Here is a 25,616-nt window from a genome sequence, read left to right as displayed (position 1 = left end):
ATCAGAAACGACCCCAGTCGTCGGCGGCCGGCCGCCACACGTCGATGTTGCGCGGGTCGACGGCCATCCGCCGGGCCCGGTGCGTGGCGTGCTCCTCCGGGGTGAAGACCCGGTGCCGGTCGCACAGCTCGTAACGCGGCCCGTGCTTCGGGTCGTGCATGTAGAACGCGATCGACGTCGACGCCGAGTGGTTGACCAGGTCGGAGGCGATCGGCACCTTCTTGTACTGCGCCCGCGCCCGACCGCGCATCACGTGGTCGAAGCTCTTCATCTTGAAGCACAGGTGCGCGACGTAGAACTCCTTGTTGCGCTGCAACGCCAGGCTGTGGTGGTAGCGGTCCTCGCAGCGCAGGAAGACGGTGACGTCGCCGACGTAGTCGCTGGGCAGGAAGCCGAGCACGTTGGTGTAGAAGTCGAGCGACTCCTCGTACTTGTCGGTGGCGAGGAAGGGGTGCACCAGGTCCTGCGGGCGGAGCTCGATCAGCGGCGGTTCGGCGTACTCGACGAACTCGGTGAACAGCTCGACGATCAGCCCGTTGGGGTCACGTACGGCGAACCCGCGCTGGCACAGGCCCTTCATCCGCTCGTGCAGTTCGAGCACCTCGTGGCCGCCGGCGACGACCCGCTCCCGCAGGTCGTCGAGAACCTCGTCGGACTCGACGCTGAACCCGATCGCGGTGGTCCAGCTCTCGGTGCGCTGCGGGGCGGCGATCAACTCGATGCTGTGGTGCTCGATGTCGGCGCGCAGGTACGCGTGCTCGTCGGTGTGCTGCTCCAACTGCAGGCCGACGTGGTACTGCAGGAACTCGATGGAGGCGGCCAGATCCGGCACCTCGATCCGGGCGTACTCCATGCCGTAGGGCCCGCGACGGCGGGTGGCGGCCTCGGTGGACATCTGCGACCCCTTCTTGATGAGTTACGCGTCCCCGGTGGGGAGGCTGACGATGACCTGGCGTTCGACGACCGGACGCCAGCGTTCCCGGACGAACCGCTCGTGCGACTCGCTGTGCAGGTAGTCGAGCAGCTCCTGCTCGGTGGCGAACTCCACGACGAAGCCGTGCGTCATCGTCGTGTCGCGGGTGCTGACGTTGACCCCGCTGCGCCAGTTGCGCATCGCCGGGTACTTCTGCGGGAAGGTGTCCAGTTCGGCCAGGACCGACTCGGCGACGCCGGCCGGCAGGTCGTCGCGGAACTTGAACGCCAGCATGTGGGTGATCACGGCGGCCCGCCCTAGAGGATGAAGCTGAGTCGGGCGCCGGGGTCCATCGACTCCATCACCGGGATGGCGCGGCGGACCCGGAAACGCAGGCCGTCATCGTCGACCTTGAGGACGTGCTCGTAGCGGCCCACGTAGGTGTAGGCGCCGTTGTCGCGGTAGCGGTGGATCAGGAAGTTGGCGCTGATCCAGACCGTCTCCGCGCCAGCCTCCAGCAGGATCACGTTGGAGACCATCCGGTGGGTACGCGAGTGCGGGTTCTCGGCGTGCGCCTTACGGCTCTTCAGCCGCTTCACCCGGGCCCGGATCAGGTCGTAGTCGTCACAGACGAAGAACCCGGCGGTGGTGGCGTCCCAACCGGCCCAGTCGGTGGTCGGCACCTCCATCCGACCGTCGGCCTCGAACATGGTGAACCACTCGTCGAGGCGCCACTCGTCGAGCAGCTGCGCCTCCCGGTAGAGGAAGTCCTCCACCTGCGCCCGGGTCACCTCGCGGGCACCCACGTTGAGCACTGCTCCGCTGGTCGTCGGGGGCATCGGGTCACTCCTTCCCGGTGGCGAAGACGGTGGACGGGCCGGGGGCACCCGGGTCGGCCGGCGGGTCACCGGCGACGGCGGTGGCCGCCCCGACCCGGTCGGCCCACTGCCGCCAGAAGCTGCGCATCGCGCCTTCGTCGATGGAGCGGCCCTGGTTGCCCTGCTTCTCGTTGGCCATGCCCCGGGACATGTCGGACCAGTCGTGGGCCGGGTCGGCCGAGTCGGCGGTGGCGACGATGCCGCGCTGCACCGCCTCGTACGCCTCGATGTCGTCCGGGGTGGCCAGGCCGCCGGGGCCGACGAAGCTGACCATGGTCTTGATCCGCAGCGCGCGGACCGACTCCGGCTCGCCGGTCTCGACGAACTGCCAGGCCCGCACGTCGGTACGGTCGGCGGCGACCGGTTCGAGCTGGCGGATGGTCAGGGCTTCCAGGTCGAACAGCAGCAGGTTCGGGAAGACGAAGAGGATCCGGCTGGCGTCGGCGATCTCAGCGGCGAGGTCGGGCCCGAGCCGGGCGATCATCTCGTTGCGCTTGGCGACGGTACGGGCCTTCTCCTCGTCGCCGAAGCGCGGCTCCCAGACCATGCCGATCCGACCGTTGTGGCCGGTGAGCACGAGCAGCCCGTGGCCGCCGCCGAGGTCGTAGGCGTACTGGTCGTCGTCGGTGACGGCGAAGCCGGTCTCCCGCAGGTAGCCGACGAAGGTGTTGTGGGTCGGCGCGAAGTGGTAGCCGTCCATGGCGTTCTCGACGGCGAGCTTCCAGTTGCCCTTGACGCTGTAGAGCTGCACGCCGGGCAGGGTCTGCATGCCGTGCGGGCCGATCTTGGCGGTCAGCGACATGTAGTGGGCGGCCGGGCCGAGGTGGGTGAGCAGATCAGGCACGTCGGGGTCGAACGCGATGAAGACGAAACCCTCGTGGATCTGCAGTCGGGGCACCTGGCGCAGCCGCATCGACTCGCGGAAGCCGGGGTCGTCGGGGTAGCTCTCGTCGCCGGGCAACGCGGCGAGCTCACCGGAGTTGCTGAACGCCCAGGCGTGGTAGAAGCACTGGAAGAACTTGGTGTTGCCCTCGTTGTGCCGGCACAGGATGGTGCCGCGGTGGGTGCAGGAGTTGAGGAACACCTTCACCTCGCCGGCGGAGTCCCGGCAGAAGATCAGCGGTCGGCCCCCGAGGGTACGGGTCTTGAAGTCGCCGGCGTTGGGGATCTCGGTCTCGTGGCCGAGGTAGAGCCAGGTGTGGCCCCAGATCTTGGCGATCTCGTCGCGGAACAGACCCGGGTCGCGGTACGCCGACCGGTGCACCCGGAAGCGCATCGCCTCCCAGTCCTCGTCGATCAGCGCGCCATCGGCTCCGCCGAGCGGTCGCACCGGCGTCTGCTGCGTCATCACCCACCGCCCTCTTCCTCGTCCGGTCCGCCAACCCTCGGCGGCGCTACGAAATGCGAGACAGTATCTCGCCATCCGATGCTGCTATCAGTGCCGGTCACCTGTCAAGAGCAGGACATCCTCCGTAGCCGGGTTACCGACTGTTAACAGGACAGCAACACATCCGGGCGGGTCCGCCGGAAACGATCCGGTCATCCACCCGTCACCCGGCCCGCCAGCGGCGCCCACCGCCGCGCGTCCTGCGCCCGCCCGGCCGGGTACCCCTTCCGGAGGAACCGATGCTCCAGCCGCACCAGGGACCGATCGCCGGCACCCACTACCTGCCGACCACCCCTGACACCTGCCTGTGGGGTCGGCTACCCAACCGCAGCCACGCCGAGGTGCTGCGGGTCCGCTCCGGCGAGACCGTGACCATCGACACCCTCAGCCACGAGGGCATCCTCGAGGACCAGGGCCGCGACCCGGTCGGCTACCTCAAGCAGTACGACGTACCCGCCGACGGTGTCCTCGCCGACGCCCGGGACCTGGCCGCCTCCGACGTCGCCCACGACTACGACGACGACGGACCGCACGTGGTCACCGGCCCGATCGCCGTCGACGGCGCACAGCCCGGCGACCTGCTCCGGGTCGACGTGCTCGACCTGACGATCCGGGCCCCGTACGGCTTCGTCAGCAGCCGCCACGGCTACGGCGCGCTGCCCGGCGACTTCCCGCTCACCCCGATCGACACCGGGCCGGGCAGCGACCCTCGGGAGTACGGCAGCGTCTGCCACTTCACCGAGGTCGTGAGCAGCGGCGGCCGGCTGTACGGGGTCCTGCCGTTCGGCGACGGCCGGGCCGCCCGGTTCCCGCTCGCGCCGTTCCTCGGCCTGATGGGCGTCGCCGTCGACACCGACGAGATGGTGCACTCGGTGCCGCCCGGCGGGCACGGCGGCAACCTGGACATCAACGAGCTGCAGGTCGGCTCCAGCCTCTACCTGCCGGTGCAGCTGCCCGGAGCCGGCTTCTACGCCGGCGACCCGCACTACGCCCAGGGCGACGGCGAGGTTGCGTTGACCGCCCTGGAGGCACCGCTGCGGGCCACTCTGCGGTTGAGCGTCATCCCGGCGGCGCAGGCCGGCCAGCTGGTCGGCGCCGGTGAGGCGCCCCTGGCCGAGACCGCCACCCACTGGATTCCCGTCGGCCTGGACGCCGACCTCAACGAGGCGATGCGCCGAGCGGTCCGCGCCGCGGTCGACTTCCTGGCCCGCACCCAGGGCATGCCCCGCGACACCGCCCTGGCCTACCTGAGCGCCGCCGCCGACTTCGAGGTCAGCCAGGTCGTCGACGCGGTCAAGGGCGTGCACTGCCTGATCCGCAAGGCCGACTTCCCGGCCCACATCTGAGGTGCTCGCCCGCGTCGGACCGGGTCGACCGACGGGTCCGGCGGATACCTATCGCTGCAAGGCAGTATTCCTGTGAGGAATAATTATTCCTCACAGGAATACTGGACTGAACCGCACCTGTCCGCGACGCGCGGTGCGAGCGTTCACGCACGGGGCGGACGTCCACGCACGGGGCGGTCCGCCAGGCCCGAACCGCATAGGCTGGCACGATGGCCGGCTGGTACCGGGGAAACTGCCACCTGCACTCCGTACGCTCCACCGGGGGCGAACTGACCCCGGCGCAGCTCACCGCCGCCGCCCGCGCGGCCGGGCTCGACTTCGTCGCCGTCACCGAGCACAACACCACCGACGGGTACGCCGACTGGGTCGACCACGCCGGCGGGCTGTGCGTGGTGGCGCACCCGTACGCGCCCTACCCGTCGGGCACGTTCGAGTACCCGTACCAGGGCTTCGACGCCGTCGAGGTCTGGAACGGACAGTGGGCATCGGACCTGCCGTGGAACGCCGACAACGAGGCGGCGTTGGCCGACTGGACCGCGAGCCTGGCGGCCGACCTCCACAGGGGTGGCTGGCGGCCGGCGATCGGTAACAGCGACACCCATCTCGCCGGCCAGATCGGCATCCCGCACACCGTGGTGCGCGCCGGTGAACGCACGGTGGAGGCACTGCTGGCCGGCATCGCCGCCGGTCACAGCTGGATCGCCGGCTCGACACCGGCGGAGCCACGGCCACCGTCGAGGTCGAGGTCCGTGGCGTGCCGTCGGGCGTGGTCGAGATCCACACCGACCGGGGTACGGCGTACCGCGCCGCATTGTCCGCCGACGGCGCCGGCAGCATCCGATGGCGCACAGATGCCACGGCGTCGGTGTTCGTCCGGGTCGAGGTGCGCCACCTCGATGGGCGGCTGGCGGCCCTGACCAACCCGGTCACGCTGGCCTGATCCCGTCCGTGGCGTACGGTCGGGCGTGATCTGTTCCGACGCCGACCGGGGTACGCCATGCGCCGGGGGCTGACCTTCCTGTTCGCGGTGGCCGCCGGTGCCGCTGTCGCCAACCTCTACTGGGCGCAACCGCTGCTCGACCTCATCGCCGCCGACCTCGACGTCACCACCGCGACGGCCGGTCTGCTGGTCACCGCCACCCAGGTCGGCTACGCCGTCGGGATCCTGTTCCTGGTGCCGCTGGGCGACATTCTCGACCGACGCCGGCTGGTACCGGTGCTGATGCTCTGCGCGGCGGGCACGCTGGTGGCGTGCGCGCTCGCGCCGTCGTTCGGCGTGCTGCTCGTGGCGATCACCGTGCTCGGGGTGGCCACGGTCTCCGGGCAGTTGCTGACCCCGCTCGCCAGCGATCTCGCCGACGATGCCCGCCGAGGCAGGGCGGTCGGTACGGTCGTCGCCGGGATCCTGACCGGCATCCTCGCCTCGCGGACCATCAGCGGCCTGGTCGCCGACGTCGCCGGCTGGCGGGCGATCTTCCTGTTGGCGGCGGTGGTCGCGGTCGGCTTCGCCGTGGTGATGTACCGGGCGATCCCGTCGCTGGCACCGAAGACCCGGCTGGCGTACCCGGCGCTGATCGCGTCCGTCGCCGTGGTGGTCGCCCGCGAACGCGCGGTCCGGTGGACGTTGGTGCTGTCCGCTACCGGCTTCGCCGCGTTCACCATGTTCTGGACGGCGTTGACGTTCCTGCTCAGTGGCCCGCCGTTCGACTATCCGGTGTCGGTGATCGGGCTGTTCGGCCTCGCCGGGCTGGCTGGCGCGGTCGCCGCGCAGCGCAGCGGCCGGCTGCACGACCTGGGCTGGTCGTTGCCCGCCACCGGCGCGGCGTGGGTCCTGGTGCTCGCCTCGTTCGTGGTGGCGTTGTTCGCCGGCCGCAGCGTCCTGCTGGTGATCGTCGTGGTGGTCGTGCTCGACGCCGCGTTGCAGGCGGCCGGGATCCTCAACCAGTTGCGAGTGATGGCCGTCTCACACGAGGCACGCAGCCGGCTGAACACGGCGTACGTGACCGCGAACTTCCTCGGCGGCGCCGCTGGCTCGGCCGCCGCCGCGATGCTCTGGGTGGCCGGCGGCTGGACGGCGGTGTCGCTGGCCGGGGTGGGGCTGAGTTGCTTCGCCCTGGCCCTGTGGGTGGTGGGCCGTCGGCACGCGCTCGTTCCGGTCGACCCACTGGCCAGATAGTCAAATGGTTTGTATATTCAACCGCGTGACACGTCCAATGAGAGAACCGACGTTCTGGATCCTGACCGCGCTGGTCGACCAGCCACGACACGGATACGGGGTGATCCAGCAGGTCACCAGGCTGTCCGGGGGTGAGACGCGGCTGCTGGCGGCGACCCTCTACGCCGCGCTGGACCGGCTGGCCGCCGAGGGTCTGGTGGCCGTCGACCGGGAGGAGGCGGTCGACGGGCGGCTGCGCCGCTACTACCGGCTCACCGACTCCGGTGGCGCCGCGCTGGCCGCCGAGACGCAACGGCTGAGCCGCAAGGTGGCCACCGCGTCCCGGCTGCTGGACGCGCTGCGCCCACCGGCCGGGCCGGCCACGGTGGCGTTCGGATGAGCCGGACCGCGCCCGCCCGCTTCCGGCGTTACCGCCTGCTCGCCCATGCCTACCCGCCCGGGCCCCGTCGCGCCGAACTGCTCGACACCATGCTGATGGTCGCCGAGGACACCGGCCGCCGACGCCCGAGCGCCCGCGAGGTCGGCAACGTGCTCCGGCACGCCCCGCGCGCCCGGCTGGGGCGGCCGGGCAACCGCCTCGTGGTGCTGGTCGCCGTCATCGTCTCGATCCTCAGCGGCTTCGTCGCCGCGTCGCTGACCGCCCGCGCCTACGGCGAAACCGACCGGCCGCTGCCCAGCACGGCCGAAATGACCACCATCGCCGGGCTGGTCACCCCGGACGTCGAGGTACCGCCACTGGAGCGGCACGAGCAGGTCTTCGTCAACGGCAACGGCGAGGCACAGTTCGGCCAGGTCCGGTACCAGGCCGAACACGCTGCCCCGATATCCGACCTGCGCGCGTACGACGCCGAGGTCGCCGACCGGCTGACCGCGGACGGTTGGCGGCTCGGCCCGCTCTCCTACTCGGGCCACGCCGATCTGCGTACCGCCGAGATCCTGACCGCTACCAAGGACGGCTGGTTGCTGACCTTCGCCAACACCTACCAGACGCTGGAACCGGCCGACGGGGGCTGGTTCGAGGTCTCGGTACGCCGGGTCGAGCCGGCCGGGATGCCGGTCGGTTTCGCCGCCGGCGGCCTTGCCGGCATGGCCCTCGGCTGGCTCCTCGCCGGTTGGGCGAGCCGCCGGACCGAGCACAGCACGGCGGCCAGCGGCGTCCTCGCCCTGCTGGCCATCATCGCGGCCGGCAACTCGTTCTTCCTGATCAACTTCGTCGTTCGGGACTACCTGACGATCGTCGACCAGGGCTTCTCGTTGCATGAGGGACCGATCTGGTCGTGGACCGTGCCCGGTGACGAAGGCCTGCTGCTGCTCGCCCCGACGATCCTCGCCACCCTCGCAGCGGGGGTCATCCTGGCGGTGTCCCGCCGACCGCGCGGCAGCGCGCCGCGCCGGGTCGCCGCCAGGTCCACGCCCACCCGGGTCGGCTGGACGCTGACCCTCGTCACGTTCGGCCTGGGCGTGCTCAGCGCGTGCACCGGCTTCGGCCTGTTCGGCTTCGACCTGTTCGTGGTGGCTCTGCTGATGGCGACCGGGTTGACCGTGCACCGGATCATGCGGCGCCGGCAGACCGCCTAGCCGACGGCGAGCACCTCGGCCCGGCGCGGGGCGGCGGCCATCGCGCCGGGCCGGGTCACCGTCACCGCCGCCGCCCGGCTGGCCCACCGGGCCGCGTCGACGATCGCCGCCCCGTCGAGCAGCGCGTCGGCCAACGCCGCGCAGAAGGTGTCCCCGGCACCGGTGGCGTCCACCGCGTCGACCTGCTCGGCCGGCACCAGAAGCTCCCGGTCGGCGGTCACCACCAGGGCGCCGTCGACGCCGAGCGTCACCACCACCGGCCCCCGGGTGCGCAGCGATCGGGCCATCGCGGCCAGCGCGGCGGCATCGCCGGCCCCGCCACCGGACACCGACGAGCCGGCACCGGCCAGCGCCGCCAGTTCGCCCCGGTTGGGCACCAGCACGTCGACCCGGGCCAGGGTCGCCGCGTCGACCGGTCGGGCCGGCGCCGGGTTCACCACGACCAGGCCGCGGGCGGCGGCCACCGCCGCGGCCACCACCGCCGCGTCGACCTCCTGCTGCAGCAGTACGGCGGCGGCGTCACCGATCAGGTCGGCGTACGGCCGCAGGTGCTCGGCGGCGAGCCACATGTTGGCCCCGGAGCTGACCGCGATGGTGCTGTCGCCGTCGGCGGTGACCAGCACGATCGCCTGCCCGGTGGGGCGGGGGGCGCGCAGCACCGCCGAGGTGTCGACGCCTTCGGCGGCCAGCAGCCCGGTCAGCCACTGCCCTTCCGGGTCGTCGCCTACCGCGCCGACCATCGCCACCGAACGACCGAGCCGGGCGGCCGCCACCGCCTGGTTGGCACCCTTGCCGCCACCGGCCCGGGAATGGTCGGCGGCGCTGAGCACCGTCTGCCCGGGGTCGGGCAGCCGATCCAGGGGCACCACCACGTCGACGTTGAGGCTGCCGACCACCACGATGTCGGGCATCTCAGCTCAGTCCTGCGTGGCGGGACGCCAGGCGTGCGCCAGGAAGTCGGCACGCGGCGGGGCGAACACGTCCAGGTTGATGCAGGGCCCCTCGGTCGGCTCGACGTAGTGCTCGGCACCGCGCGGCACCAGCAGCATCGAGCCCGGACCCATGTCGTGCGGTACGCCGTCGACGTAGTAGTTGCACCGGCCGCCGAGGATCATCACCAGCTGGTCGAAGTCGTCGTGGGTGTGCGGGTTGAGGTCCATCCCGACGGCGAGTTCGTGCCAGGCGAGCACCACCTCGTCGGTGGCGTACACCTTGCGTCGCACGCCGGGGCGCACGTCGGTGGCGGGGATGTCGTCCCAGTTGACCGAGGTGCGGTAGAGCTGCGGGTTCAGCACGTCCGGACTCCCTTCGAGGGGTTCAGCTGTCGGTGGCGAGGTGGCGCAGTCCGGCGCCGAGCAGTTGCAGGTCGGAGCCGGCGACCAGGTAGGTGGCGCTGGTCAGGCCGTACCGCCGCAGGATGTCGTCGGCACGGCCCGGCGCCCACCCGCCCAGGGTGACACCGGCGGCGCGGGCGGCGTCGGTGATCTCACCGACCCGGCGGAGCAGCGGCGCCTGGTCGTCGGTGGTGGCCAGGCCGAGACTGACCGCCAGGTCGGTGGTGCCGGCGAAGGCGACGTCGACGCTCGGCGCGCCACGGGCGTCGGTGAGCAGGTCGGGCAGCGGGTCGTCGGTGTCGGCGGTCTCGATCTGGGCCACCAGCAGCGGCGGGTCGGCGGCCTCGGCGGCCAGGTAGGCGTCCAGGCCGGCGGCCCCGTAGCCGGCCGCCGGGTGGGCCAGGCTGATGCTGCGCCGGCCGACGGGGGCGTACCGGACGGCGGCCTGCAGCGCGGCGACCTGCGCGCGGGCCCGTACGGTGGACAGCTGCACCCCGGCCGCGCCGGCCTCCAGCAGCCGGTTGACCTGCGCCGGGTCGACCGCCGCCAGCCGGACCAGGGCCGGCAGACCGAGCAGGGCGGCGTGCCGCAGCTGCCCGGCGGCGGTCCGCTCGTCCAACCCGGAGTGCTCCAGGTCGACCACGACGAAGTCGAGGCCGGCCTGGGCGGCCAGCTCGACCGCGTCGGTGCCGGGCAGTTTGACAAACGTGCCGACCACCCGCCGGCCGCGCCGCAGCCGCTCACGCAGCGCGGCCCGGCCGGTGTGTACCCCCGTACGCATCACGGTCGGCCCTCAGCCGGCCCGGCCGGCAGCCCCGGCCTGGTCGGCGGGCAGGCCGCGCCACGGTACGGTCGGCACCCGCTCGCCGGCCAACAGCACCACTTCCGGCTCCAGCCGGGGGGCGGTGATCTGGTTGCCGGCCGCGTCGGGCAGCACCGCCTCGTCGGCATCGGCGAGCACGGTGACGTGCGCCGGGCCGCCCTCGACGAGGCTGCCGTAGCCTTCGGCGTCCAGGCCGGTCAGCCGGGCCGGGGCGCCGGTCACCCGGGGCACGATCTGCTCCATCGTCATGCCCAGCGCCCGCAGCTTGGCCATGCTGGTGACCAGGTCGAACACCGGGCCACGCCAGTTGCGGGCCGAGGTGTCGGAGGTGATCACGTCCGGGTAGAAGCCCTGCGCGATCGCCGGCTCGGCCACCTTGAAGCTGAGGTTGCTCTTGCCGTGCGCCGACTCGAACAGCACACCGCGCTCCCGGGCGGCGTACACCTCGGGCAGCACGGTGCCGTCGGCCATGATGCCGTACGGCTTGCCGGTGTAGCAGTGCGCGACGACGTCGCCGGGGCGCAGCATCTCCAGCACGGCCGGCAGCGGCTCCGGGGTCTCCCCGATGTGGATCATGAGCGGCAGGTCGGCGTCGGCGGACAGCTCCAGGGACCGCTTGAGCAGCGGGCGCCAGTCGTGGCCGACGACGTCCTCGGAGAGCCGGATCTTGAAGCCGCGGACCCGGTGCGGGTTGTCGGCGGCGACCGCCAGGGCGTCCTCGATCACCAGGGTGTCCGGGTTGATCAGCTCGCCGAACCGGAAGTCGATCAGCCCGAGGACGCTGACGTTGAGGAAGTTGACCAGCCGCATCCGCGCCGGCGCGGCCACGTACCGCTCGAAGGCGGCGAAGGTGGAGGCACCGACGGTGCCGGCGTCGCAGGCGGCGACGACACCCCGGTGCAGATGCGCCTCGTCCGGCGGGGCTCCCACCTTGGAGACCTCGGCGAAGATGTGGGTGTGCCCCTCGACCAGGCCGGGCAGCACGTACCGGCCGGCGCAGTCGATCACCTCGCGGGCGTCGCCGGACAGGCCGGGGGCGATCCGGGCGATCCGGTCGCCGGTCACCGCGACGTCAGCGACCTGGCTGGCGCCGGTGGCCGAGTCGAACACCTCGCCGCCGGCCAGCACCAGGTCGTACCGGGGAGCATTCTCAGTCATGGGTGTGCGGCTTTCTGTGCGAAGGAGAGTTTTCGGCCGGATCACCGGCGGGGGTCTCGGCGGGGGTCTCGGCGCAGAACCGGGTACGCAGCGGCAGCACCCCGCCGACCGAGACCTCGACCAGGTCACCGGGGCGCAGGAAGCAGCCCCGGTCCTGGCCGGTGCCGGCCGGGGTTCCGGTGAGCACCACGTCACCCGGTTCGAGGATCACGTACCGGGTGATCCAGGCGAGCAGCTGCGGCACCGGGAAGATCAGGTCCGCGCTGGTCGCTTCCTGGCGTACCTCGCCGTTGACCGTGGTCCGCACTTCGATGGCGTCGCGGTCGGCGACGGCGGCGATGTCGAGCACCGAGGTGCCGAGCGCGCCGAAGCCGGGGAAACTCTTGGCCAGGGTCGGGTTGGCCGAGGTAGCCATCACGTCCCGGGCGGTCAGGTCGTTGGCGGCGGTGATCGCCGCGACGTGCGACCAGGCCTGTTCCGCCGGCGTACGGTGCATCCGGGCCCCGATGACCAGGGCGATCTCGCCCTCGTAGTCGGGTTGGCTGCTGACCGAGGCGGGCAGTGCCACGGTGGCGTCCGGGCCGGAGCCGGCGCTTGCCGACTTGAGGTAGAGCACCGGTTCGGCGGGCAGCGCCCGGCCGGCGGCCCGGGCCTTGCAGTGGTAGTTGAGGCCGACGCCCCAGACCGCCCGGGTGCTGCCCAGCGGGGCGACCAGCTCGGCGGTGAGGGTGTCCAGCGGTAGCCGCTCGCGCGCCGACGCGGTCGCCGCCGGGGCGAGGCCGGCGCCGGCCCGCAGCAGGTCGGCCACGTCACGGTACGGCAGATCGAGCAGTTCGGCGGTGCCGTCACCGCAGATGCGGGCCAGCCCGCGCCGGGTGGCGAGCAGCGCGAGCCCGGTCGGTGCGTCGGTGCCCACGGTTTGGCCGGTGCCGGGGGTACGCCGCGCGTCGGCGGCCGGGGCGCTCACGCGGCGTCCGAGGAGTGGCCGGGGACGGTGCTCAGCGCCGGATTGACCAGCGGTGCCAGGTTGTTGACGGCGGCGGCGGCTTCACCGAAGCCGACCGAGATCAACCGCACCTTGCCGGGATAGTCGGTGACGTCGCCGGCGGCGAAGACCCGGGGCAGGTTGGTACGCATCGACCGGTCGACGGCGATGTGCCGGTTGGTCATCTCCAGTCCCCACTGCCGCATCGGTCCGAGGTCGGCGATGAAGCCGAGAGCGGCCACCACCGCCTGGGCGGGCAGCTCCTCGCGCCCGTCGCCGCGGACCTCGCTGATGGTCACCGAGGTCAGCTGCGGGTCGCCGGCGATGCCACTGACCTCGTACGGGGTGACCACCCGCACGGTGGAGGCGTGCAACTGCTCGACGCTGCGTTCGTGGGCCCGGAACTGGGGCCGACGGTGCACCAGGGTGACGCTGGTGGCGTACGGCTCCAGGGCCAACGCCCAGTCGACGGCGGAGTCCCCGCCACCGACGACCACCACGTCCTGGCCGGCGAGCTCCTCCAGCCGGGGCACGAAGTAGCGCAGTCCCCGGCCGAGGTGGTCGTTGCCGACGGGCAGTTCGCGTGGGGTGAAGGTGCCGATCCCGGCGGTCAGCAGAACCGCCTTGGCGCGGACCTGGCTGCCGGCGTCGGTGCCGATCCGTACGTGGTCGTCGGCGTTGGTCAGCTCCACGGCGCTCTCGCCCAGCAGGAAGGTGGGTTTGGCGGTGGCGGCCTGGGTGAGCAGGGCGTCGACGAGCTGCTGCCCCTTGATCGCCGGCAGGCCGGCGATGTCGAAGATCTCCTTCTCCGGGTAGAGGGCGGCGATCTGCCCACCCGGTTCGGGCAGCGAGTCGACGATCGCGACCGTCATCCCCCGGAATCCGGCATAGTAGGCGGCGTAGAGCCCGGCCGGGCCGGCACCGACGATGGCGAGGTCGACCTCGTGTTCGATGCTCATCAGCTGGCCCCGCCGCTGACCGCCGGATGGTCGTGGCCGATCCGGCCGATCTTGCGGGCGCCGCCCGGGGTGCCGATCTCGGTGAAGAACTCGGCGTTGATCGGGCCGAACCGGGCCTGATCGGCGGGCAGGTCGTCCAGGTGGAAGATCGAGGTGACCGGGCAGACCGGTTCGCACCGACCGCAGTCGACGCACTCGTCCGGGTTGATGTACATCATCCGGTCGCCCTCGTAGATGCAGTCCACGGGGCATTCCTCGACGCACGACCGGTCCTGCACGTCCACACATTCGTCGGTGACCACGTAGGTCATCGGTCCTCCTGCGCCAATGGGGGGCAGTCGCCGGTCCGGGCGTCCCGGCACCCTCCGCGACCTGCGCTCATCGGGTGGGGCGGCGACCTGGTTGATGTCACGTCACGCTAGAGACAGCGCCCCGGCTATGTCAACATGCGAGACGTCATCTTGGATAACTGTCACGGCGGTGATGGGATGAGGCGATGAGCGAGCAGCGGATCGTCGAGACGCTGGCGGCGCTGACCGCCGGACCGACCCCGTACGGTCACGAGCAGGCGACCGCGCGTCGACTCGCCGGCTGGGGCCGGGCCACCTGGCCGCAACTGGACTGGCGGGTCGACCCGCTGCCGGTCAGCGCCGAGGCACCACACAGCGCCAACCTGGTCGCCACCGCGCAACTCGGCAGCGGGGCACCCGAACTGCTCATCTACTCCCACCTCGACACCTCGCTGACCGGCGCGGCGGAATTCGACGAACCGGTCACCGGCACCTCCGGCGGCGCCGCAGGGCCGTGTCCGGTCGGCGGCTTCCGCCGGTCCACCGAACCGGACGGCGCCACGCTGGTCAGCGCCTTCGGCCTCGGCGTCGCCCGGGCCGCCGCAGCCAGCGCCCTGGTCGGGTTCACCACCGCCGCCGACGCGCTGCGGGCCGCCGGCCGGCCGCACCGGCTCACCCTGCTGCTGGCCGCCGCCGGCACCCACCGGTACCACCCGCACGGCGACCAGCCCAGCGGCGTACTGCATCACCTGGACCGCCACCCGCCGCCAGCGGCGGCGGTGGTCGCCAAGACCGGCCCGGCCGGGGTGCTCACCGCCGAACCCGGGGCGATGTTCCTACGGGTACGGCTGAGCACCGCGTTCCACCCGGTGCTCGCCCGCGAGAGCGCCGTACCGCCCGGGGGCATGCTCGCCCACCTCGGCACCGTGATCGCGGCGCTGGAGGAGTTCCGGTGCCGGCACCTGGCCGACCGCGCCGACCCGACAGCACCGGTCGGCGCCGAGCTCGGCATCGGCGCGGTCCGGGCCGGGCAGCCCGGCAAGCCCGATCTGCTGCCCGGACGGCTCGACCTGTACCTCTATCTGGTGACCGTGCCCGGCGACGACCCGGCGCGGATCCGCGCCGGACTGCACACCGCACTGACCGCCGCTCTCGCTGGCACCCCACTGGCCGGCTGCGGCGTCGCGGTGGACGGGCAGCTGGTGCATCCGGCCGCCGCCACCGGGGCGGACGCGCCCATCGCGCGGCACGCCGCCGACGCCTGGGCGGCGGCCCACGGCACGCCGCCGTCGCCGGTCACCGGATGGACCGGGTCCACCGACGGGGTCGTACTGCGGGGTCGCGGGGTGCCCACGGTCCGACTCGGGCCGCCGTCGCGCGGACCGGACCCGACCGATCCCCGGCTGGACCGGTACGCCATCGCCGACCTCGTCCGGTTCGCCGACATCTACACCGACATCGCGCTACGGCACGCGGGTGCATCGACAAGATAAGGTACCGTATGCCATGATGCTGTCTCACTTTCCGTGCATGTATCGGCGGTCGATGTATCGACGCCGTCGCGGCGCAGCCACCACCCCGCGCCTTCGCCGCACATGCCGCGCCTCTCGTTAGGAAGCCAGATGGCGGACGACAGCCCCCCGGCTGCCGGGCAGAGCGCCCCGGTGGCGGAGCCCGCAGTGGCCGAGCCTGCGGAGCCCGCGGTGGCCGAGCCTGCGGAGCCCGCAGTGGCCGGCCCGGCGGTGGCCGAGCAGAGCGCCCCGGCGATCCAGACCGTGCAGCGCGCCGCGGTGATCCTGAACGCGTTCACCGCCGCCCGCCCCCGGTTGAGCCTCAACGAGCTCACCGCCAGCCTCGGCACCAGCAAGGCCACCGCCCACCGCTACACCAAGGCGTTGCGGGAGAGCAACCTGCTGCGCTACGACGAACGCGAAGGCCTCTACTCCCTCGGCCCGCAGATCCTCACCCTGTCCGCCGCCGCCCGCGCCGCGATGCCGGTGATCAGCATCGCCGGCCCGCACATGCAGCAGCTCGTCCGCGAGGTCGACGAGACCGTGGTGCTCAGCGTCTGGGACGGCGACACCGCCGTGGTGGTCCGTGCCGACGACAACACCGACCGGGTGATCCGGGTCAGCGTGCGGACCGGCTCCCGGCTGTCGCGGACCGAATCCGCCCAGGGGCGGGTCTTCTGCGCCTTCCTGCCCGCCGAGGACGTCCCCGGCCTCGCCGACGACCTGGCCGCCTCGGCCGAGCTGCGGCACGAGGTCGACAAGATCCGCCGGACCGGGATCTCCGCCAACACCCCGTCGGTCAACGGGGTCCGCAGCATCGCCGCGCCGATCTTCCGGGGTCAGACGCTGATCGCCGCCATGGCGATCGTCGGGACCACCACCTCGGTGCCGGAGGGCACCGACAGCCCGCTCGCCGCCGCCCTGCAACGGGCCGCCGCGGTCGTCACCGCCGAGCTGGGCAGCGTCGCCGGCAACGGCCACCACCCGGGCAACGGCAACGGGCGTACCGCTGGTGGCGCAACCGGGCGCGGCGGCCGACGCTAACCGGCGATCGCCCCCAGCGCCTCGGACAACTCCCCCGCCACCTGCCGCAGCAGATCGGCCGCCGCCGCCTGCGCCGCGCCGGCCAACGCCACGCTGGTGCCGAGCACCGCCAACGCGGCCACCACCTGGGCACGCTCGAACACCGGGGCGGCGATCACCCGTACCCCGAAGTCCTCCGGCGAGTTGACCGCGACGCCGTCGCGGCGGACCTGCGCGACCACCTCACGCAGCGCGGCCGACAACCGCAACTGCCGGGCCACCACCGGGCTGTCCCGCTCCGGGAGGTAGGCACAGAACACCCGGCCCTGCGCCGAGCGGGTCAGGTCCAACGGCGACCCGGTACGCACACTGAGCCGCACGTCGCCGCTGGTGTTGTCCATGCAGCGGACCACGGTGGGGGCCTCGCCGTTCCAGACGCTGAGCACCGAGGTCTGATTCGTCGATCTGGTCAGCTGGTCCAGGAAGGGCTCGGCGACGGTGACGATCGGCAGCGCGGCGCGGGCCGCCGCCTCCATCGCCAGGATCTGCGGACCCAACGTGTAGGTGGCGGTGGCGACGTCGAAGCGCAGCAGGTTGGCGGCGCGCAGCGCCCGCGCGTACCGGTGGGCGGTGGCCCGGCTGATCGCCAGGTCGGCGGTCAGCTCCGCCAGGGTGAGCCGGGGCCGTTCGACGGTGAACGCCTGCAGGATCGTCGCGGCGCGCTGCACCGTCTGGATGGCCGGCCCGTCGCCGGTCACCTCGTCAGTCGGGTTCGCCGGCCGGCCTGTGACCACCACGGGCGCCACTCTACCTACCCGCACACCCCTGACCCTCGACGATCTTGCACTTATCGTCCGACAATCCGGACATTTCTTCGCGATGAGCGCAAGATCGTCGCGATCATGAGCGGTCAGTCGGAAGCGGTCCGGCCAGCGGCGAGTTGACGGTGCACCTCGGCGGAGTCCCAGTAGTCGATCCGGTGCGCAACAAGGCCGTCGGCGTCGACCTTGAAGCGGAACATGCCACGGATACGCACCGGCACCTTGCCCGCCGAGACCAACCGGAACGACATCCGGTACGCCACCGCCGCCCGGTCGCCGTCCACCAGCATCTCCTCGACCTCGTAGTGCAGGTCGGCGAACTCGGCCAGAAAGCCGTCCAGCCGGGCCCGGTACGCGGCCCGGCCGGTGACGGTACGTCCCAACGCGGCGGTGTGCTCGTTGACGAAACCGGCGCTGACGCAGTCGGCGACCGCGTCGGCGTCCCGGGCGTTGAGCGCGGCCAGGTAGCGCCGTACCGCCTCGCCGGTGCGCTCGCCGGTCAGGCCCACAGCCGCCGTACGGTGTCGAACACCTGCTGGTCGTGGGAGATCTCGATGACGTTGCCGTCGGGGTCCTTCAGCGCGCAGATGTAGCCGACCGGCGGCGGCATCTGCCGCGGCTCCCAGTGCAGGCAGCCCAGCTCACGGGCGCGATCGGCGATCTCGTCGACGTCGGACCGGTTCGGCACCTCGATGCCGATGTGCGCGAACGGGTGCAGCAGCCCGAGCTGGCCGCCCTTGTCCTTGTTGAACGAGACCAGTACGAGCACGAACGGCGTCTCGACCTGCTTGTCGTTGGAGAGCCAGACGCTCTCGCCGTCAGCGTCGGCGAACCGTTCGACCACCACCAGCGGGGTGAGCGAGGTATAGAACGAGATGGCCTTGTCGAGGTCGCCGGTGGGCAGTGCCACGTGCGTCCAGCGGGCGTGGGTCAGGCCGGTGGCCACAGGAACCTCCAGGTGCCGAAAAGCTGTTACTTCCGCGTCTACCAGGCTATTCAGCACGGTACCGAGCGACCATGTGCCGGGGACACAAACCAGGAGACAGTGCTTCGATCCGGTGGGACGGTGCCCACGGCCCCCGCCCGTGCCAGCGTGGTCGGTACACGTCTGGGAGGTCAACTGATGCGTTACCGCACGCTCGGCGGCACCGGGGTCGAGGTCAGCACGCTCTGCCTGGGCACCATGATGTTCGGTGCCTGGGGCAACCGCGACGAGGCCGAATGCCACCGGATCGTCGACGCCGCCATGGACGCCGGTGTCAACTTCGTCGACGTCGCCGACGTGTACGCGCACGGCGAGTCCGAGGAGATCCTGGGTCGGGCGCTGCGCGGCCGGCGCGACGACGTGGTGCTGGCGACCAAGTTCCACGAGCCGATGGGCGAGGACCGCAACCGACGCGGCAACTCGCGACGCTGGATCCGCCAGGCCGTCGAGGGCAGCCTACGGCGGCTCGGCACCGACCGGATCGACCTCTACCAGGTGCACCGGCCGGACCCGGACACCGACCTCGACGAGACCCTGGGAGCTTTGTCCGACCTGGTCCGCGAGGGCAAGGTGCTGATGATCGGCAGCTCGGCCTTCCCCGCCGAGGAGATCGTCGAGGCGCAGTGGGTGGCGCACCGGCGCCAGCGGGAGCGTTTCACCACCGAGCAGCTGCCGTACTCGATCATGGCTCGTGGGGTGGAGGCCGGTGTGCTGCCGACCTGCCGGCGGCACCGGCTCGGGGTGCTCGCGTTCAGCCCGCTCAACGGCGGCTGGCTGACCGGCAAGTACCGCTCGACGGACGTACCGGACGACTCCCGGGCCGGCCGCAACGGCGACCATTTCGACTTCCGTGACGCCGCTGCCCGGCAGCGCAAACTCGACATCGTCGGCGAGTTGGACACCCTCGCGGCGCAGGCCGGCCTCACCCTGATCGACCTGGCGTTGGGCTTCGTGCTCAGCCATCCGGCGGTCACCAGCGCCATCATCGGACCGCGTACGCTGCCGCAGCTGCACAGCCAGCTCGGCGCCGGTGACCTGGCGACGTTGCCGGCCGACGTGCTGGACCGCATCGACGAGCTGGTGCCGCCGGGCAGCAACGTCAACCCGGCCGACGCCGGCTACCAACCACCGGCGCTCACCGACCCGACGCTGCGGCGACGCTGACCAGCCGGTCACCCAGCACCGTAGCGCCGGCGGGCGACAAGCCGGGCGACCCGGCCGGCGAACCGGCGGTCATGCCGCGCGGATCAGCAGCAGCACCACCGCGCCGAGATAGATCGCCGGGATGGCGACGCCCTCGAACCCGATCCCGCGCCGCTCGCGCAGGATCAGCCCGGCGGCGAGGGTGGCCGTCAGCAGGGTCGTAGCCCCGGCCAACAGCAGCCCGGCCGAGGCCGCGTCACTGTAGATCGACCCTGGCCGGTACGTCGCGTCGGCAAGGAAGATCATCAGCGAGTCGAAGGCATTGCCGCCGAGGATGTTGCCGACGCCGAGGGTCAACGCGCCGATGCGTACCGCCGCGATCAGCGCGACCAGCTCCGGCAGTGACGTGATCGCGGTGGTGATGGTGAATCCGACGAAGCCGCTGGGCAGCCCGGTCGCGGCGATCACCCCGAGGCCGCCCTGCCCGATGAGGTAGCCGGTGCCGCCGACCAGGACGGCGAGTGCGGCCAGCCGCAGCCACAGGCGTCGGGTGCTCGGCCCACCGGCGGCCTCGCCGTTGGCGTCGTCCGGCACGTCCTGGCGGGTGTCCGAGGTCTGCTCGGCCCGCCACATCGGGTTGCGGCGCAGCCGGCGCACCAGGTGCAGCCCGTACAGGTAGAGGAGCGGAATGAACAGGCTCACCGGGTGCACCCAGCCGACGCTGAGGGTCGGGGTGGCGTAGGCGACGATCGGCAGACAGAGCAGTGCCACCAGCACCAGCGCCTGCATGATGTTCTCCAGCGAGGCGGCGGCGTGCTCGATGTTGGACCGCCGGTAGAGCAGGTCGGCGATGGCCAGCCAGACCGTCTGTACGGCGATCCCGCCGATCGGGTTGGCGATGGCGAACTGCGCGTCGCCCTGCCACGCGCCGATCGCGGTGGTGGCGATACCGGGCAGTGAGGTGACCGCGCCGAGCAGCAGCGCCCCGGCGACGGCCTCCCCCATGCCGGTCCGGTCAGCGAGGGTGTCGGCGGTCGTCGCCAGTGACTTACCGGCGGCGACGATGACCGCCAGGGCGACCACGAGCGCGGCGATACTCGGCGCCAGCGGCCAGGTCGACCCGGTCACCGTCTGCGGCCGGCAGGTCGTCGCGCACCAGGACGGCGGCGCTGGTCGGGGAGCTCTGGTGGACATCGGTACGGCATGCCGCTCCCCTACCCCGGTGCGGTGGCGGTGAATCACCGCCACCGCACCGGGGCCGGTGGGGGCCGGCGCGCTAGGTGGTGCCGCGTTGGAAGGGTTGGGCCAGGGCTCTGGGCTCCCGGTGCGCGGTGGCGAAGACCAGCATGGCGAGCAGCGCCAGCAGGTACGGCGCGGCGATCAGCAGCTGCGAGTTGACGGTGATGCCGAGCGCCGGCAGGGCCAACCGCATCGCGTCGGCCAGGCCGAAGACGGCACAACCGATCATGGTCCGGCCCAGCCGCCAGGCACCGAAGATCACCGCGGCGATCACCAGGTAGCCCCGACCAGCGGTCATGTTCTGGTTGAACGAACCGACCTCACCGACGGCGAGGTAGGCGCCGCCGAGCCCGGCGAGCAGGCCGCAGAAGAGCAGCGCCTGCCGCCGCCGGTGGTTGACCTTGATCCCGCTGACGTCGGCCGCCTGCGGATTCTCGCCGACCGCCCGCAGCTCCAGACCCCACCGGCTGCGTTCCACGAGCCACCAGGTCAACGGGATCGCGATCAGCAGCAGGTACGCCGGCCAGCGCTGCACGAACAGCATCGGCCCGATGACGGGGATGTCGCGCAACACCGGGATGTCCACCCGCCAGACCTGGTGGCCGGTGAAGGTGCTGATGGTGATCAGATAGCTGGTGAGCCCGAGGACGAGTGCGTTGAGCACCAGACCGACGACGAAGGTGTTGATCTGGGCCCGGTGCGACAGGTTCGCGTGCACCACCGCGATCAGCACTCCGATCAGCGCGCCGGCCGCCAACCCGACGGTCGCGCTGCCGGTCGCGCTGGCGACCGCGATCGAGCCGAACGCGGCACCGAGCATCATCGCCTCGACCGAGATGTTCAGGGTGCCGGCGCGCTGGGCGACGTACTCGCCGCAGGCGGCGAACGCCAGGGGGATGGTCAGCCGGGCCCCGCTGGACAGGATGGTGGCGATGTTGTCGGCGGCGCTCATGTCAGCTTGCCTTCCATAGCGTTCTCCTTGCTACCGCCGGTCCTGGGACGACCGTCGGGGTCGGACGCGTCGGGGTCGGACCCGTCGGCCTGCGCCACGTCGATCTCCGGCACGTCACGGCCGGGGGCCGCCGGGTCGTCCGACGGGGTGGTCGGGGTGGGCAGCCCACCGGCGGGCGGCGGGGTGCCGGCCGCCTGGCCACCGGCCCGGCGCCGGCGCAGCATGCCGATCACCACCGGCGGTGCGACGAAGGCCAGCACCAGCAGCGCCTTGACCACGTCGACCAGGAACGACGGCACGCCGGTCGCGGCGAGGAAGCTACCGCCGGCCCGCAGTACCCCGAACAGCACCGCGACCGGGATGGCCAGCAGTGGATTGTTCCGGGCGACCAGGGCCACCAGCAGCCCGTCCCAGCCGATGTTCAACGACATGCCGGGCTGCAACCGGTGGCTGCCGACCGGGCTGGTCAGCAGCAGCGCCCCGGCGAGACCGGCGAACGCCCCCGAGATGGCCAACGCCATTCCGCCGAGGGCACCGACGCGCACCCCGGCGTGTTGCGCGGTGACCGGGTTGAGGCCGAGCATCTTCAGTCGGAAACCCCAGCGGGTACGGGTCATCGCCAGGCTGAGCGCGACAGCGACCAGGATCGCCAGAATCAGACCGCCGTTGACCTGCAGGTTCGGGTACTCGCCGAAGGAACCGAGACGGCCGTTGTCCGGCAGCGGGTTGGACTGCGGCGAAACGACGCCGCTGCCCAGCCGGGACTCCTGCAGCAGCCAGGGGGTGTTCACCGCGAACGCCACCAACTGCTGGGCGAGGAAGGTCATCAGCAGGGTGCTGACCACGACGTTGACACCCCGGAAGCGGTACATCAGCGCGCTCAGGCCGGCCCAGGCACCGGAAGCCAGCAACGCGGCCAGCAGCACCACGACCAGCAGCGCCGGCCCGGGCAGCGCGAGTCGCAGCCCGACCCAGGCACCGGCCAGCGCGCCGATGAGCACCTGGCCCTCCTGGCCGATGTTGAAGAATCCGCTGCGGGCGCTGACGCAGGCGCCGACCGCCACCAGCAGCAACGGCGCGACGTAGAGCAGCGAGTTGCTCCATGCCCGTGGGCTGGACATGCTGCCCTGGTAGAGGGCCTGCACCGAGGCGCTCGGCGAGCCGCCGGTGACGGCGATCAGCAGGGCGGACAGGCCGAGGGCGGCGGCCACGGTGGCCACCGTCGCGGCGGTCACCTGCCAGCCGCCCACGCCGGGGTTCAGCCGGGCGAGCAGCCGCCGGGCGGTGCCGTCGAGTCCGGTCGTCGCGGTCATCAGTGGCTCACCCCGCCGACCAGCATGCCGAGCCGCTCCGCGGTGGCCTCCGCCGTGGTGAGCACCCCGACGATGCGTCCGGAGGAGATCACCGCGATCCGGTCGGCCAGGGCCATCACCTCCTCCAACTCTGTGGAGATCAGCAACACCGCCACCCCTTCCGCCGCGGCACGCCGCAGCCGCACGTACATGTCTTCGATGGCGCCGACGTCGAGCCCGTGGGTGGGTTGGGCGGCGACCAGCACGGTGGGGCCGGCGGACAACTCGCGGGCCAGGACCACCCGCTGCTGGTTGCCGCCGGACAGGCTGCGGACCGGGGTGTCCGGCGACGGAGCGATGATGTTGAACTCGGCCATCCGCTGCCGGGCGATCTGGTGCATCCTGCGCCGGCTGAGCACGCCGCCGGCACCGTAGACCGCCGCCAGCGACTTCATCGCCAGGTTCTCGGCGATCGTCATGTCGAGCACCACCCCGGAGCGGTGCCGGTCCTCGGGCACGATGCCGAGTCCGGCGTGGTGCAGCGCACCTGGCCGGGCCAGGTCCACCACCGCGCCGGCGATCTCGACCGTACCGGCGTCGGGGGTCAACAGCCCGGAGAGCAGGTCCCCGAGGGTGGCCTGGCCGTTGCCCTCCACGCCGTACAGGCCGACGATCTCGCCGGCGGCGACGTCCAGGCTGAGCGTGTCGAGGATCTTCAGGTCGCCGAGGAGCACCGTGACGTCGTGCAGCCGCAGCGCTGGCGCCTTCGCGGCCGGTGCGGTCGGCCGCTCCGGTGGCTCCACCGCCGACTGGTCGGCCGGGGCCGCCGGCTCCGCCGGTGCGCCGGCCTCTGCCGGGGCGGCGGCCTCCGCCGACGCGCCGGCCTCCGTGGTCGGCCGTTCGACGGGCAGCAGGCCCAACGCGGCGCTCTCCGCCCGTAGTGACACCTCCCGGCCGACCATCTGCCGGGCCAGCAACTGCGGGGTGGTGTCGGCGGTGGCGCCGTGGAAGACCACCGCGCCACGGCGCAGTACGGTCACCCGGTCGGTGGCCGCGATGATCTCGGCCAGTTTGTGGCTGATCAGGATGACCGCCCGGTTCTCCGCCTGCACCACCCGGCGCAGCACGGTGAACAGTTCGGCCGACTCCGCCTGGGTGAGCACCGACGTCGGCTCGTCCAGGATGAGCACCGACGGGTCCCGGCGCAGGCACTTGATCAGTTCGACCCGCTGACGTTCCCCGGCGGAGAGCCGGTCCACCCGGGCCAGCGGGTCGATCGGCAGGCCGTACCGCGTGGCGACCTGCTCGACCTGCGCGCAGGCCGCCGCCTTGTCGACCCGGCCGGTGTCGCCGAGGATCACGTTCTCCCAGACCGCGAGCGGCTCGATCAGGCTGAAGTGCTGGTGCACCATGCCCAGCCCGAGCTCGGCCGCCACCTGCGGAGTGTCGATCTCCACCGGTCGGCCGTCCCGCTCGATCGTGCCGGCGTCGCGGTGCACCAGCCCGAGCAGGATCTTCATCAGCGTCGACTTGCCGGCCCCGTTCTCGCCGAGGAGGCCGTGGATCTCACCGGGTCGTACGGTGAGATCCACGGCGTCGCAGGCGACGACCGGACCGTAGCGCTTGCTCACCGCGCTCAGGGTGAGCGCCGGCGCCTGCTGGTCGTCGGTGTCCACAGTCCGTTCCACCTCGTTGTCGGCTCAGGCAGCGGGGTCAGAGTGCGTTCGGTGGCGGGGTCAGTTACCCAGCCGCTCCACCTCGGCGGCGGTGTCGATGCTGCCGCTCGCGACGTCCGCCACGAACGCGTCCATCTTCTCCGTCTGCTCCGGCGTCGGGTTGCAGATCTTGATCGCCGGGTACGGGTCGACACCGATCTGCCACACCTTCGTGGTGCCCATCTCCAGCTCGCCGTCGGCGAACAGGGTCAGCGCGGCCGCGAAGTAGGCACCCGGGTCGAAGATGACCGAGATGTCGAACTCCGGCTCGGTCGACTCGCACCGGTCGGTACCCGGGGTCAGCGTCAACGCGTCGTTCTCGTTGGCCAGCGCGGCCGCCGCGTCGGTGGCACCGCCCAGGTACGGGTAGACCACGCCGACGCCCTGGTCGATCTGCGCCTGCACGGCCTCGCGGGCCTTCGCCGAGTCGTTGAAGTCACCGGTGTAGGTGATCACCAGGTCGGCCTCGGGGACGACCATCCGGATGCCGGCCTTGAAGGCGCGGGCGGCGTTGATGGCGAAGTCGACCTCCATGCCGGTGACGAACCCGGCCTTGGTGTCGCCGCTGTCGGCCATCAGCAGCCCGGTCGCGTAACCGGCGGCGAGCATGCTCTGGTTCGGGTCGTCGCTGGAGATGACGATCTCCGGCGTCTGCGGGATGTTCTCCGAAGACGGCACGTACCAGGCGACGTTCTCGCAGGCCGGTTCCGTGGAGGCCGGGATGGCGTCCTTGAGCTCGGAGGCGCCCAGGGCGACCATGTCCACGCCCTGCTGGCACAGCGCGCGGGCGGCGCTGAGTGCCTCGGTGGGCGGCACCGAGCCGCGCTTGATGACCTCCCAGCCCTGCTCGTTGGCGAACCGCTCGGCCTCGGCGACGAAGCTCTCGTAGTAGCCGTTGTCGTTGATGTCACCGGGGCTGAGCACCCCGATCAGCACCTTGCCGTCGGCGTTGACGTCCGGCTGACCGGCGATGACGGTGCCACCGCCCTCGCTGCCGGCCGGGGCCGGTGCGGTCGCGTCGTTGTCGGCACAGCCGACCAGGGCGAGGCTGACGGCGCCGGCGAGCAGCGCCGCCGCACCCTTACGAATCCGTATTGTCACTGCGGTT

General features: G+C 72.0%; 27 protein-coding genes. 8 read left to right on the top strand and 19 right to left on the bottom strand.

Annotation, left to right across the window (positions count from 1 at the left end; translation table 11 throughout):
• Position 1: 1 nt before the first annotated feature.
• Genes ACN28F_RS24400 through ACN28F_RS24385 form a run of 4 tightly spaced genes read right to left on the bottom strand, consistent with a single transcriptional unit; the run spans position 2 to position 3,139 of the window.
• Positions 2-895 carry a VOC family protein gene (locus ACN28F_RS24400; RefSeq protein ID WP_289210213.1) on the bottom strand — a complete coding sequence of 298 codons (894 nt, stop codon included), beginning with the start codon at positions 893-895 and terminating at the stop codon, positions 2-4.
• 21 nt (positions 896-916) lie between these two features.
• Positions 917-1,219 (bottom strand): Dabb family protein, encoded by a 303-nt coding sequence (locus tag ACN28F_RS24395; protein ID WP_421359840.1) that lies wholly within the window; start codon positions 1,217-1,219, stop codon positions 917-919.
• An 11-nt stretch (positions 1,220-1,230) separates the two neighbouring features.
• Positions 1,231-1,752 carry an aromatic-ring-hydroxylating dioxygenase subunit beta gene (locus ACN28F_RS24390; protein ID WP_421359839.1) on the bottom strand — a complete coding sequence of 174 codons (522 nt, stop codon included), beginning with the start codon at positions 1,750-1,752 and terminating at the stop codon, positions 1,231-1,233.
• Between the two features lie 4 nt (positions 1,753-1,756).
• A complete protein-coding gene (locus tag ACN28F_RS24385; RefSeq protein ID WP_421359837.1) occupies positions 1,757-3,139 on the bottom strand; it encodes an aromatic ring-hydroxylating oxygenase subunit alpha in 1,383 nt (460 codons plus the stop codon).
• A 278-nt stretch (positions 3,140-3,417) separates the two neighbouring features.
• Here ACN28F_RS24385 and ACN28F_RS24380 point away from each other — a divergent pair, with 278 nt between their 5' ends.
• The 5 genes from ACN28F_RS24380 (at position 3,418) to ACN28F_RS24360 (ending at position 8,278) form a co-directional block, all read left to right on the top strand.
• Positions 3,418-4,524 (top strand): acetamidase/formamidase family protein, encoded by a 1,107-nt coding sequence (locus tag ACN28F_RS24380; protein WP_421359835.1) that lies wholly within the window; start codon positions 3,418-3,420, stop codon positions 4,522-4,524.
• Between the two features lie 209 nt (positions 4,525-4,733).
• The gene (locus tag ACN28F_RS24375; RefSeq protein WP_421359834.1) at positions 4,734-5,441 is read left to right on the top strand and encodes a PHP-associated domain-containing protein; all 708 of its coding nucleotides are present in this window, start codon (positions 4,734-4,736) and stop codon (positions 5,439-5,441) included.
• Between the two features lie 80 nt (positions 5,442-5,521).
• Entirely contained in the window at positions 5,522-6,700 is a 1,179-nt protein-coding gene (locus ACN28F_RS24370) for an MFS transporter (protein WP_289210208.1), read from the top strand.
• Between the two features lie 37 nt (positions 6,701-6,737).
• The gene (locus ACN28F_RS24365) at positions 6,738-7,079 is read left to right on the top strand and encodes a PadR family transcriptional regulator (RefSeq protein WP_353850565.1); all 342 of its coding nucleotides are present in this window, start codon (positions 6,738-6,740) and stop codon (positions 7,077-7,079) included.
• Positions 7,076-8,278, top strand: coding sequence for a hypothetical protein (locus tag ACN28F_RS24360; protein WP_289210206.1), 1,203 nt, complete (start codon positions 7,076-7,078; stop codon positions 8,276-8,278). The genes ACN28F_RS24365 and ACN28F_RS24360 overlap by 4 nt, the downstream gene beginning before the upstream one ends.
• Here ACN28F_RS24360 and ACN28F_RS24355 read toward each other — a convergent pair.
• The 7 genes from ACN28F_RS24355 to fdxA are packed head-to-tail and all read right to left on the bottom strand — an operon-like array spanning position 8,275 to position 13,848.
• Positions 8,275-9,189: a ribokinase gene (locus tag ACN28F_RS24355; protein ID WP_289210205.1), complete on the bottom strand. Its 915-nt coding sequence runs from the start codon at positions 9,187-9,189 to the stop codon at positions 8,275-8,277. The genes ACN28F_RS24360 and ACN28F_RS24355 overlap by 4 nt on opposite strands.
• Positions 9,190-9,195: 6 nt before the next feature.
• The gene (locus ACN28F_RS24350) at positions 9,196-9,573 is read right to left on the bottom strand and encodes a cupin domain-containing protein (protein ID WP_289210204.1); all 378 of its coding nucleotides are present in this window, start codon (positions 9,571-9,573) and stop codon (positions 9,196-9,198) included.
• 22 nt (positions 9,574-9,595) lie between these two features.
• The gene (locus ACN28F_RS24345) at positions 9,596-10,393 is read right to left on the bottom strand and encodes an aldolase/citrate lyase family protein (protein WP_289210203.1); all 798 of its coding nucleotides are present in this window, start codon (positions 10,391-10,393) and stop codon (positions 9,596-9,598) included.
• A 12-nt stretch (positions 10,394-10,405) separates the two neighbouring features.
• Positions 10,406-11,593: a hypothetical protein gene (locus tag ACN28F_RS24340; protein WP_421359832.1), complete on the bottom strand. Its 1,188-nt coding sequence runs from the start codon at positions 11,591-11,593 to the stop codon at positions 10,406-10,408.
• Complete coding sequence (locus ACN28F_RS24335) at positions 11,586-12,560, bottom strand: fumarylacetoacetate hydrolase family protein (protein ID WP_421359831.1); 975 nt, start codon at positions 12,558-12,560, stop codon at positions 11,586-11,588. Before ACN28F_RS24335 ends, ACN28F_RS24340 begins: the two co-directional genes overlap by 8 nt.
• Positions 12,557-13,537 (bottom strand): NAD(P)/FAD-dependent oxidoreductase, encoded by a 981-nt coding sequence (locus ACN28F_RS24330; protein ID WP_289210200.1) that lies wholly within the window; start codon positions 13,535-13,537, stop codon positions 12,557-12,559. The genes ACN28F_RS24335 and ACN28F_RS24330 overlap by 4 nt, the downstream gene beginning before the upstream one ends.
• Positions 13,537-13,848: a ferredoxin gene (fdxA, locus tag ACN28F_RS24325; protein WP_289210199.1), complete on the bottom strand. Its 312-nt coding sequence runs from the start codon at positions 13,846-13,848 to the stop codon at positions 13,537-13,539. Before fdxA ends, ACN28F_RS24330 begins: the two co-directional genes overlap by 1 nt.
• Before the next feature lie 185 nt (positions 13,849-14,033).
• Between fdxA and ACN28F_RS24320 the strand changes: the two genes are divergently transcribed.
• Positions 14,034-15,320, top strand: coding sequence for a hypothetical protein (locus ACN28F_RS24320; protein WP_421359830.1), 1,287 nt, complete (start codon positions 14,034-14,036; stop codon positions 15,318-15,320).
• A 129-nt stretch (positions 15,321-15,449) separates the two neighbouring features.
• Positions 15,450-16,382, top strand: a complete 933-nt coding sequence (locus ACN28F_RS24315; protein WP_421359828.1) for an IclR family transcriptional regulator domain-containing protein — start codon at positions 15,450-15,452, stop codon at positions 16,380-16,382.
• Here the strand turns inward: ACN28F_RS24315 and ACN28F_RS24310 are convergent.
• The 3 genes from ACN28F_RS24310 to ACN28F_RS24300 form a co-directional block, all read right to left on the bottom strand.
• Complete coding sequence (locus tag ACN28F_RS24310; RefSeq protein ID WP_289210196.1) at positions 16,379-17,158, bottom strand: IclR family transcriptional regulator; 780 nt, start codon at positions 17,156-17,158, stop codon at positions 16,379-16,381. The two genes, ACN28F_RS24315 and ACN28F_RS24310, sit on opposite strands and share 4 nt — an antisense overlap.
• Before the next feature lie 113 nt (positions 17,159-17,271).
• A complete protein-coding gene (locus ACN28F_RS24305; protein ID WP_289210195.1) occupies positions 17,272-17,691 on the bottom strand; it encodes a nuclear transport factor 2 family protein in 420 nt (139 codons plus the stop codon).
• The gene (locus ACN28F_RS24300) at positions 17,682-18,128 is read right to left on the bottom strand and encodes a VOC family protein (protein ID WP_278113802.1); all 447 of its coding nucleotides are present in this window, start codon (positions 18,126-18,128) and stop codon (positions 17,682-17,684) included. Before ACN28F_RS24300 ends, ACN28F_RS24305 begins: the two co-directional genes overlap by 10 nt.
• 177 nt (positions 18,129-18,305) lie before the next feature.
• Between ACN28F_RS24300 and ACN28F_RS24295 the strand changes: the two genes are divergently transcribed.
• Positions 18,306-19,331, top strand: a complete 1,026-nt coding sequence (locus tag ACN28F_RS24295) for an aldo/keto reductase (protein WP_289210194.1) — start codon at positions 18,306-18,308, stop codon at positions 19,329-19,331.
• A gap of 69 nt (positions 19,332-19,400) precedes the next feature.
• On the opposite strand, the gene ACN28F_RS24290 is transcribed toward ACN28F_RS24295, so the two are convergent.
• The 5 genes from ACN28F_RS24290 to ACN28F_RS24270 form a co-directional block, all read right to left on the bottom strand.
• Positions 19,401-20,504, bottom strand: a complete 1,104-nt coding sequence (locus ACN28F_RS24290) for a sodium:calcium antiporter (protein WP_289210193.1) — start codon at positions 20,502-20,504, stop codon at positions 19,401-19,403.
• A gap of 82 nt (positions 20,505-20,586) precedes the next feature.
• On the bottom strand, positions 20,587-21,501 hold the full coding sequence (locus tag ACN28F_RS24285) for an ABC transporter permease (protein WP_289210192.1): 915 nt from the start codon (positions 21,499-21,501) through the stop codon (positions 20,587-20,589).
• A complete protein-coding gene (locus ACN28F_RS24280) occupies positions 21,498-22,814 on the bottom strand; it encodes an ABC transporter permease (protein WP_289210191.1) in 1,317 nt (438 codons plus the stop codon). The genes ACN28F_RS24285 and ACN28F_RS24280 overlap by 4 nt, the downstream gene beginning before the upstream one ends.
• Positions 22,814-24,469: an ABC transporter ATP-binding protein gene (locus tag ACN28F_RS24275; RefSeq protein WP_289210190.1), complete on the bottom strand. Its 1,656-nt coding sequence runs from the start codon at positions 24,467-24,469 to the stop codon at positions 22,814-22,816. The genes ACN28F_RS24280 and ACN28F_RS24275 overlap by 1 nt, the downstream gene beginning before the upstream one ends.
• Before the next feature lie 60 nt (positions 24,470-24,529).
• Entirely contained in the window at positions 24,530-25,609 is a 1,080-nt protein-coding gene (locus ACN28F_RS24270; RefSeq protein ID WP_289210189.1) for a BMP family ABC transporter substrate-binding protein, read from the bottom strand.
• Positions 25,610-25,616 lie beyond the last annotated feature (7 nt).

It is taken from the genome of Solwaraspora sp. WMMA2101 (assembly GCF_049179175.1).
Classification (GTDB): domain Bacteria; phylum Actinomycetota; class Actinomycetes; order Mycobacteriales; family Micromonosporaceae; genus Micromonospora_E.
The sequence above is the reverse complement of the archived record's forward strand: the minus strand, read 5'-3'. Positions and strand labels throughout refer to the sequence as shown.

Excerpts from the sequence above, each read along its gene's own strand:
- ACN28F_RS24400 (WP_289210213.1), bottom strand. The coding sequence starts at position 895 with ATGTCCACCGAGGCCGCCACCCGCCGTCGCGGGCCCTACGGCATGGAG.
- ACN28F_RS24390 (WP_421359839.1), bottom strand. The coding sequence starts at position 1,752 with ATGCCCCCGACGACCAGCGGAGCAGTGCTCAACGTGGGTGCCCGCGAG.
- ACN28F_RS24385 (WP_421359837.1), bottom strand. The coding sequence starts at position 3,139 with ATGACGCAGCAGACGCCGGTGCGACCGCTCGGCGGAGCCGATGGCGCG.
- ACN28F_RS24380 (WP_421359835.1), top strand. The coding sequence starts at position 3,418 with ATGCTCCAGCCGCACCAGGGACCGATCGCCGGCACCCACTACCTGCCG.
- ACN28F_RS24375 (WP_421359834.1), top strand. The coding sequence starts at position 4,734 with ATGGCCGGCTGGTACCGGGGAAACTGCCACCTGCACTCCGTACGCTCC.
- ACN28F_RS24370 (WP_289210208.1), top strand. The coding sequence starts at position 5,522 with ATGCGCCGGGGGCTGACCTTCCTGTTCGCGGTGGCCGCCGGTGCCGCT.
- ACN28F_RS24365 (WP_353850565.1), top strand. The coding sequence starts at position 6,738 with ATGAGAGAACCGACGTTCTGGATCCTGACCGCGCTGGTCGACCAGCCA.
- ACN28F_RS24360 (WP_289210206.1), top strand. The coding sequence starts at position 7,076 with ATGAGCCGGACCGCGCCCGCCCGCTTCCGGCGTTACCGCCTGCTCGCC.
- ACN28F_RS24355 (WP_289210205.1), bottom strand. The coding sequence starts at position 9,189 with ATGCCCGACATCGTGGTGGTCGGCAGCCTCAACGTCGACGTGGTGGTG.
- ACN28F_RS24345 (WP_289210203.1), bottom strand. The coding sequence starts at position 10,393 with ATGCGTACGGGGGTACACACCGGCCGGGCCGCGCTGCGTGAGCGGCTG.
- ACN28F_RS24340 (WP_421359832.1), bottom strand. The coding sequence starts at position 11,593 with ATGACTGAGAATGCTCCCCGGTACGACCTGGTGCTGGCCGGCGGCGAG.
- ACN28F_RS24330 (WP_289210200.1), bottom strand. The coding sequence starts at position 13,537 with ATGAGCATCGAACACGAGGTCGACCTCGCCATCGTCGGTGCCGGCCCG.
- fdxA (WP_289210199.1), bottom strand. The coding sequence starts at position 13,848 with ATGACCTACGTGGTCACCGACGAATGTGTGGACGTGCAGGACCGGTCG.
- ACN28F_RS24320 (WP_421359830.1), top strand. The coding sequence starts at position 14,034 with ATGAGCGAGCAGCGGATCGTCGAGACGCTGGCGGCGCTGACCGCCGGA.
- ACN28F_RS24315 (WP_421359828.1), top strand. The coding sequence starts at position 15,450 with ATGGCGGACGACAGCCCCCCGGCTGCCGGGCAGAGCGCCCCGGTGGCG.
- ACN28F_RS24295 (WP_289210194.1), top strand. The coding sequence starts at position 18,306 with ATGCGTTACCGCACGCTCGGCGGCACCGGGGTCGAGGTCAGCACGCTC.
- ACN28F_RS24290 (WP_289210193.1), bottom strand. The coding sequence starts at position 20,504 with ATGTCCACCAGAGCTCCCCGACCAGCGCCGCCGTCCTGGTGCGCGACG.
- ACN28F_RS24285 (WP_289210192.1), bottom strand. The coding sequence starts at position 21,501 with ATGAGCGCCGCCGACAACATCGCCACCATCCTGTCCAGCGGGGCCCGG.
- ACN28F_RS24280 (WP_289210191.1), bottom strand. The coding sequence starts at position 22,814 with ATGACCGCGACGACCGGACTCGACGGCACCGCCCGGCGGCTGCTCGCC.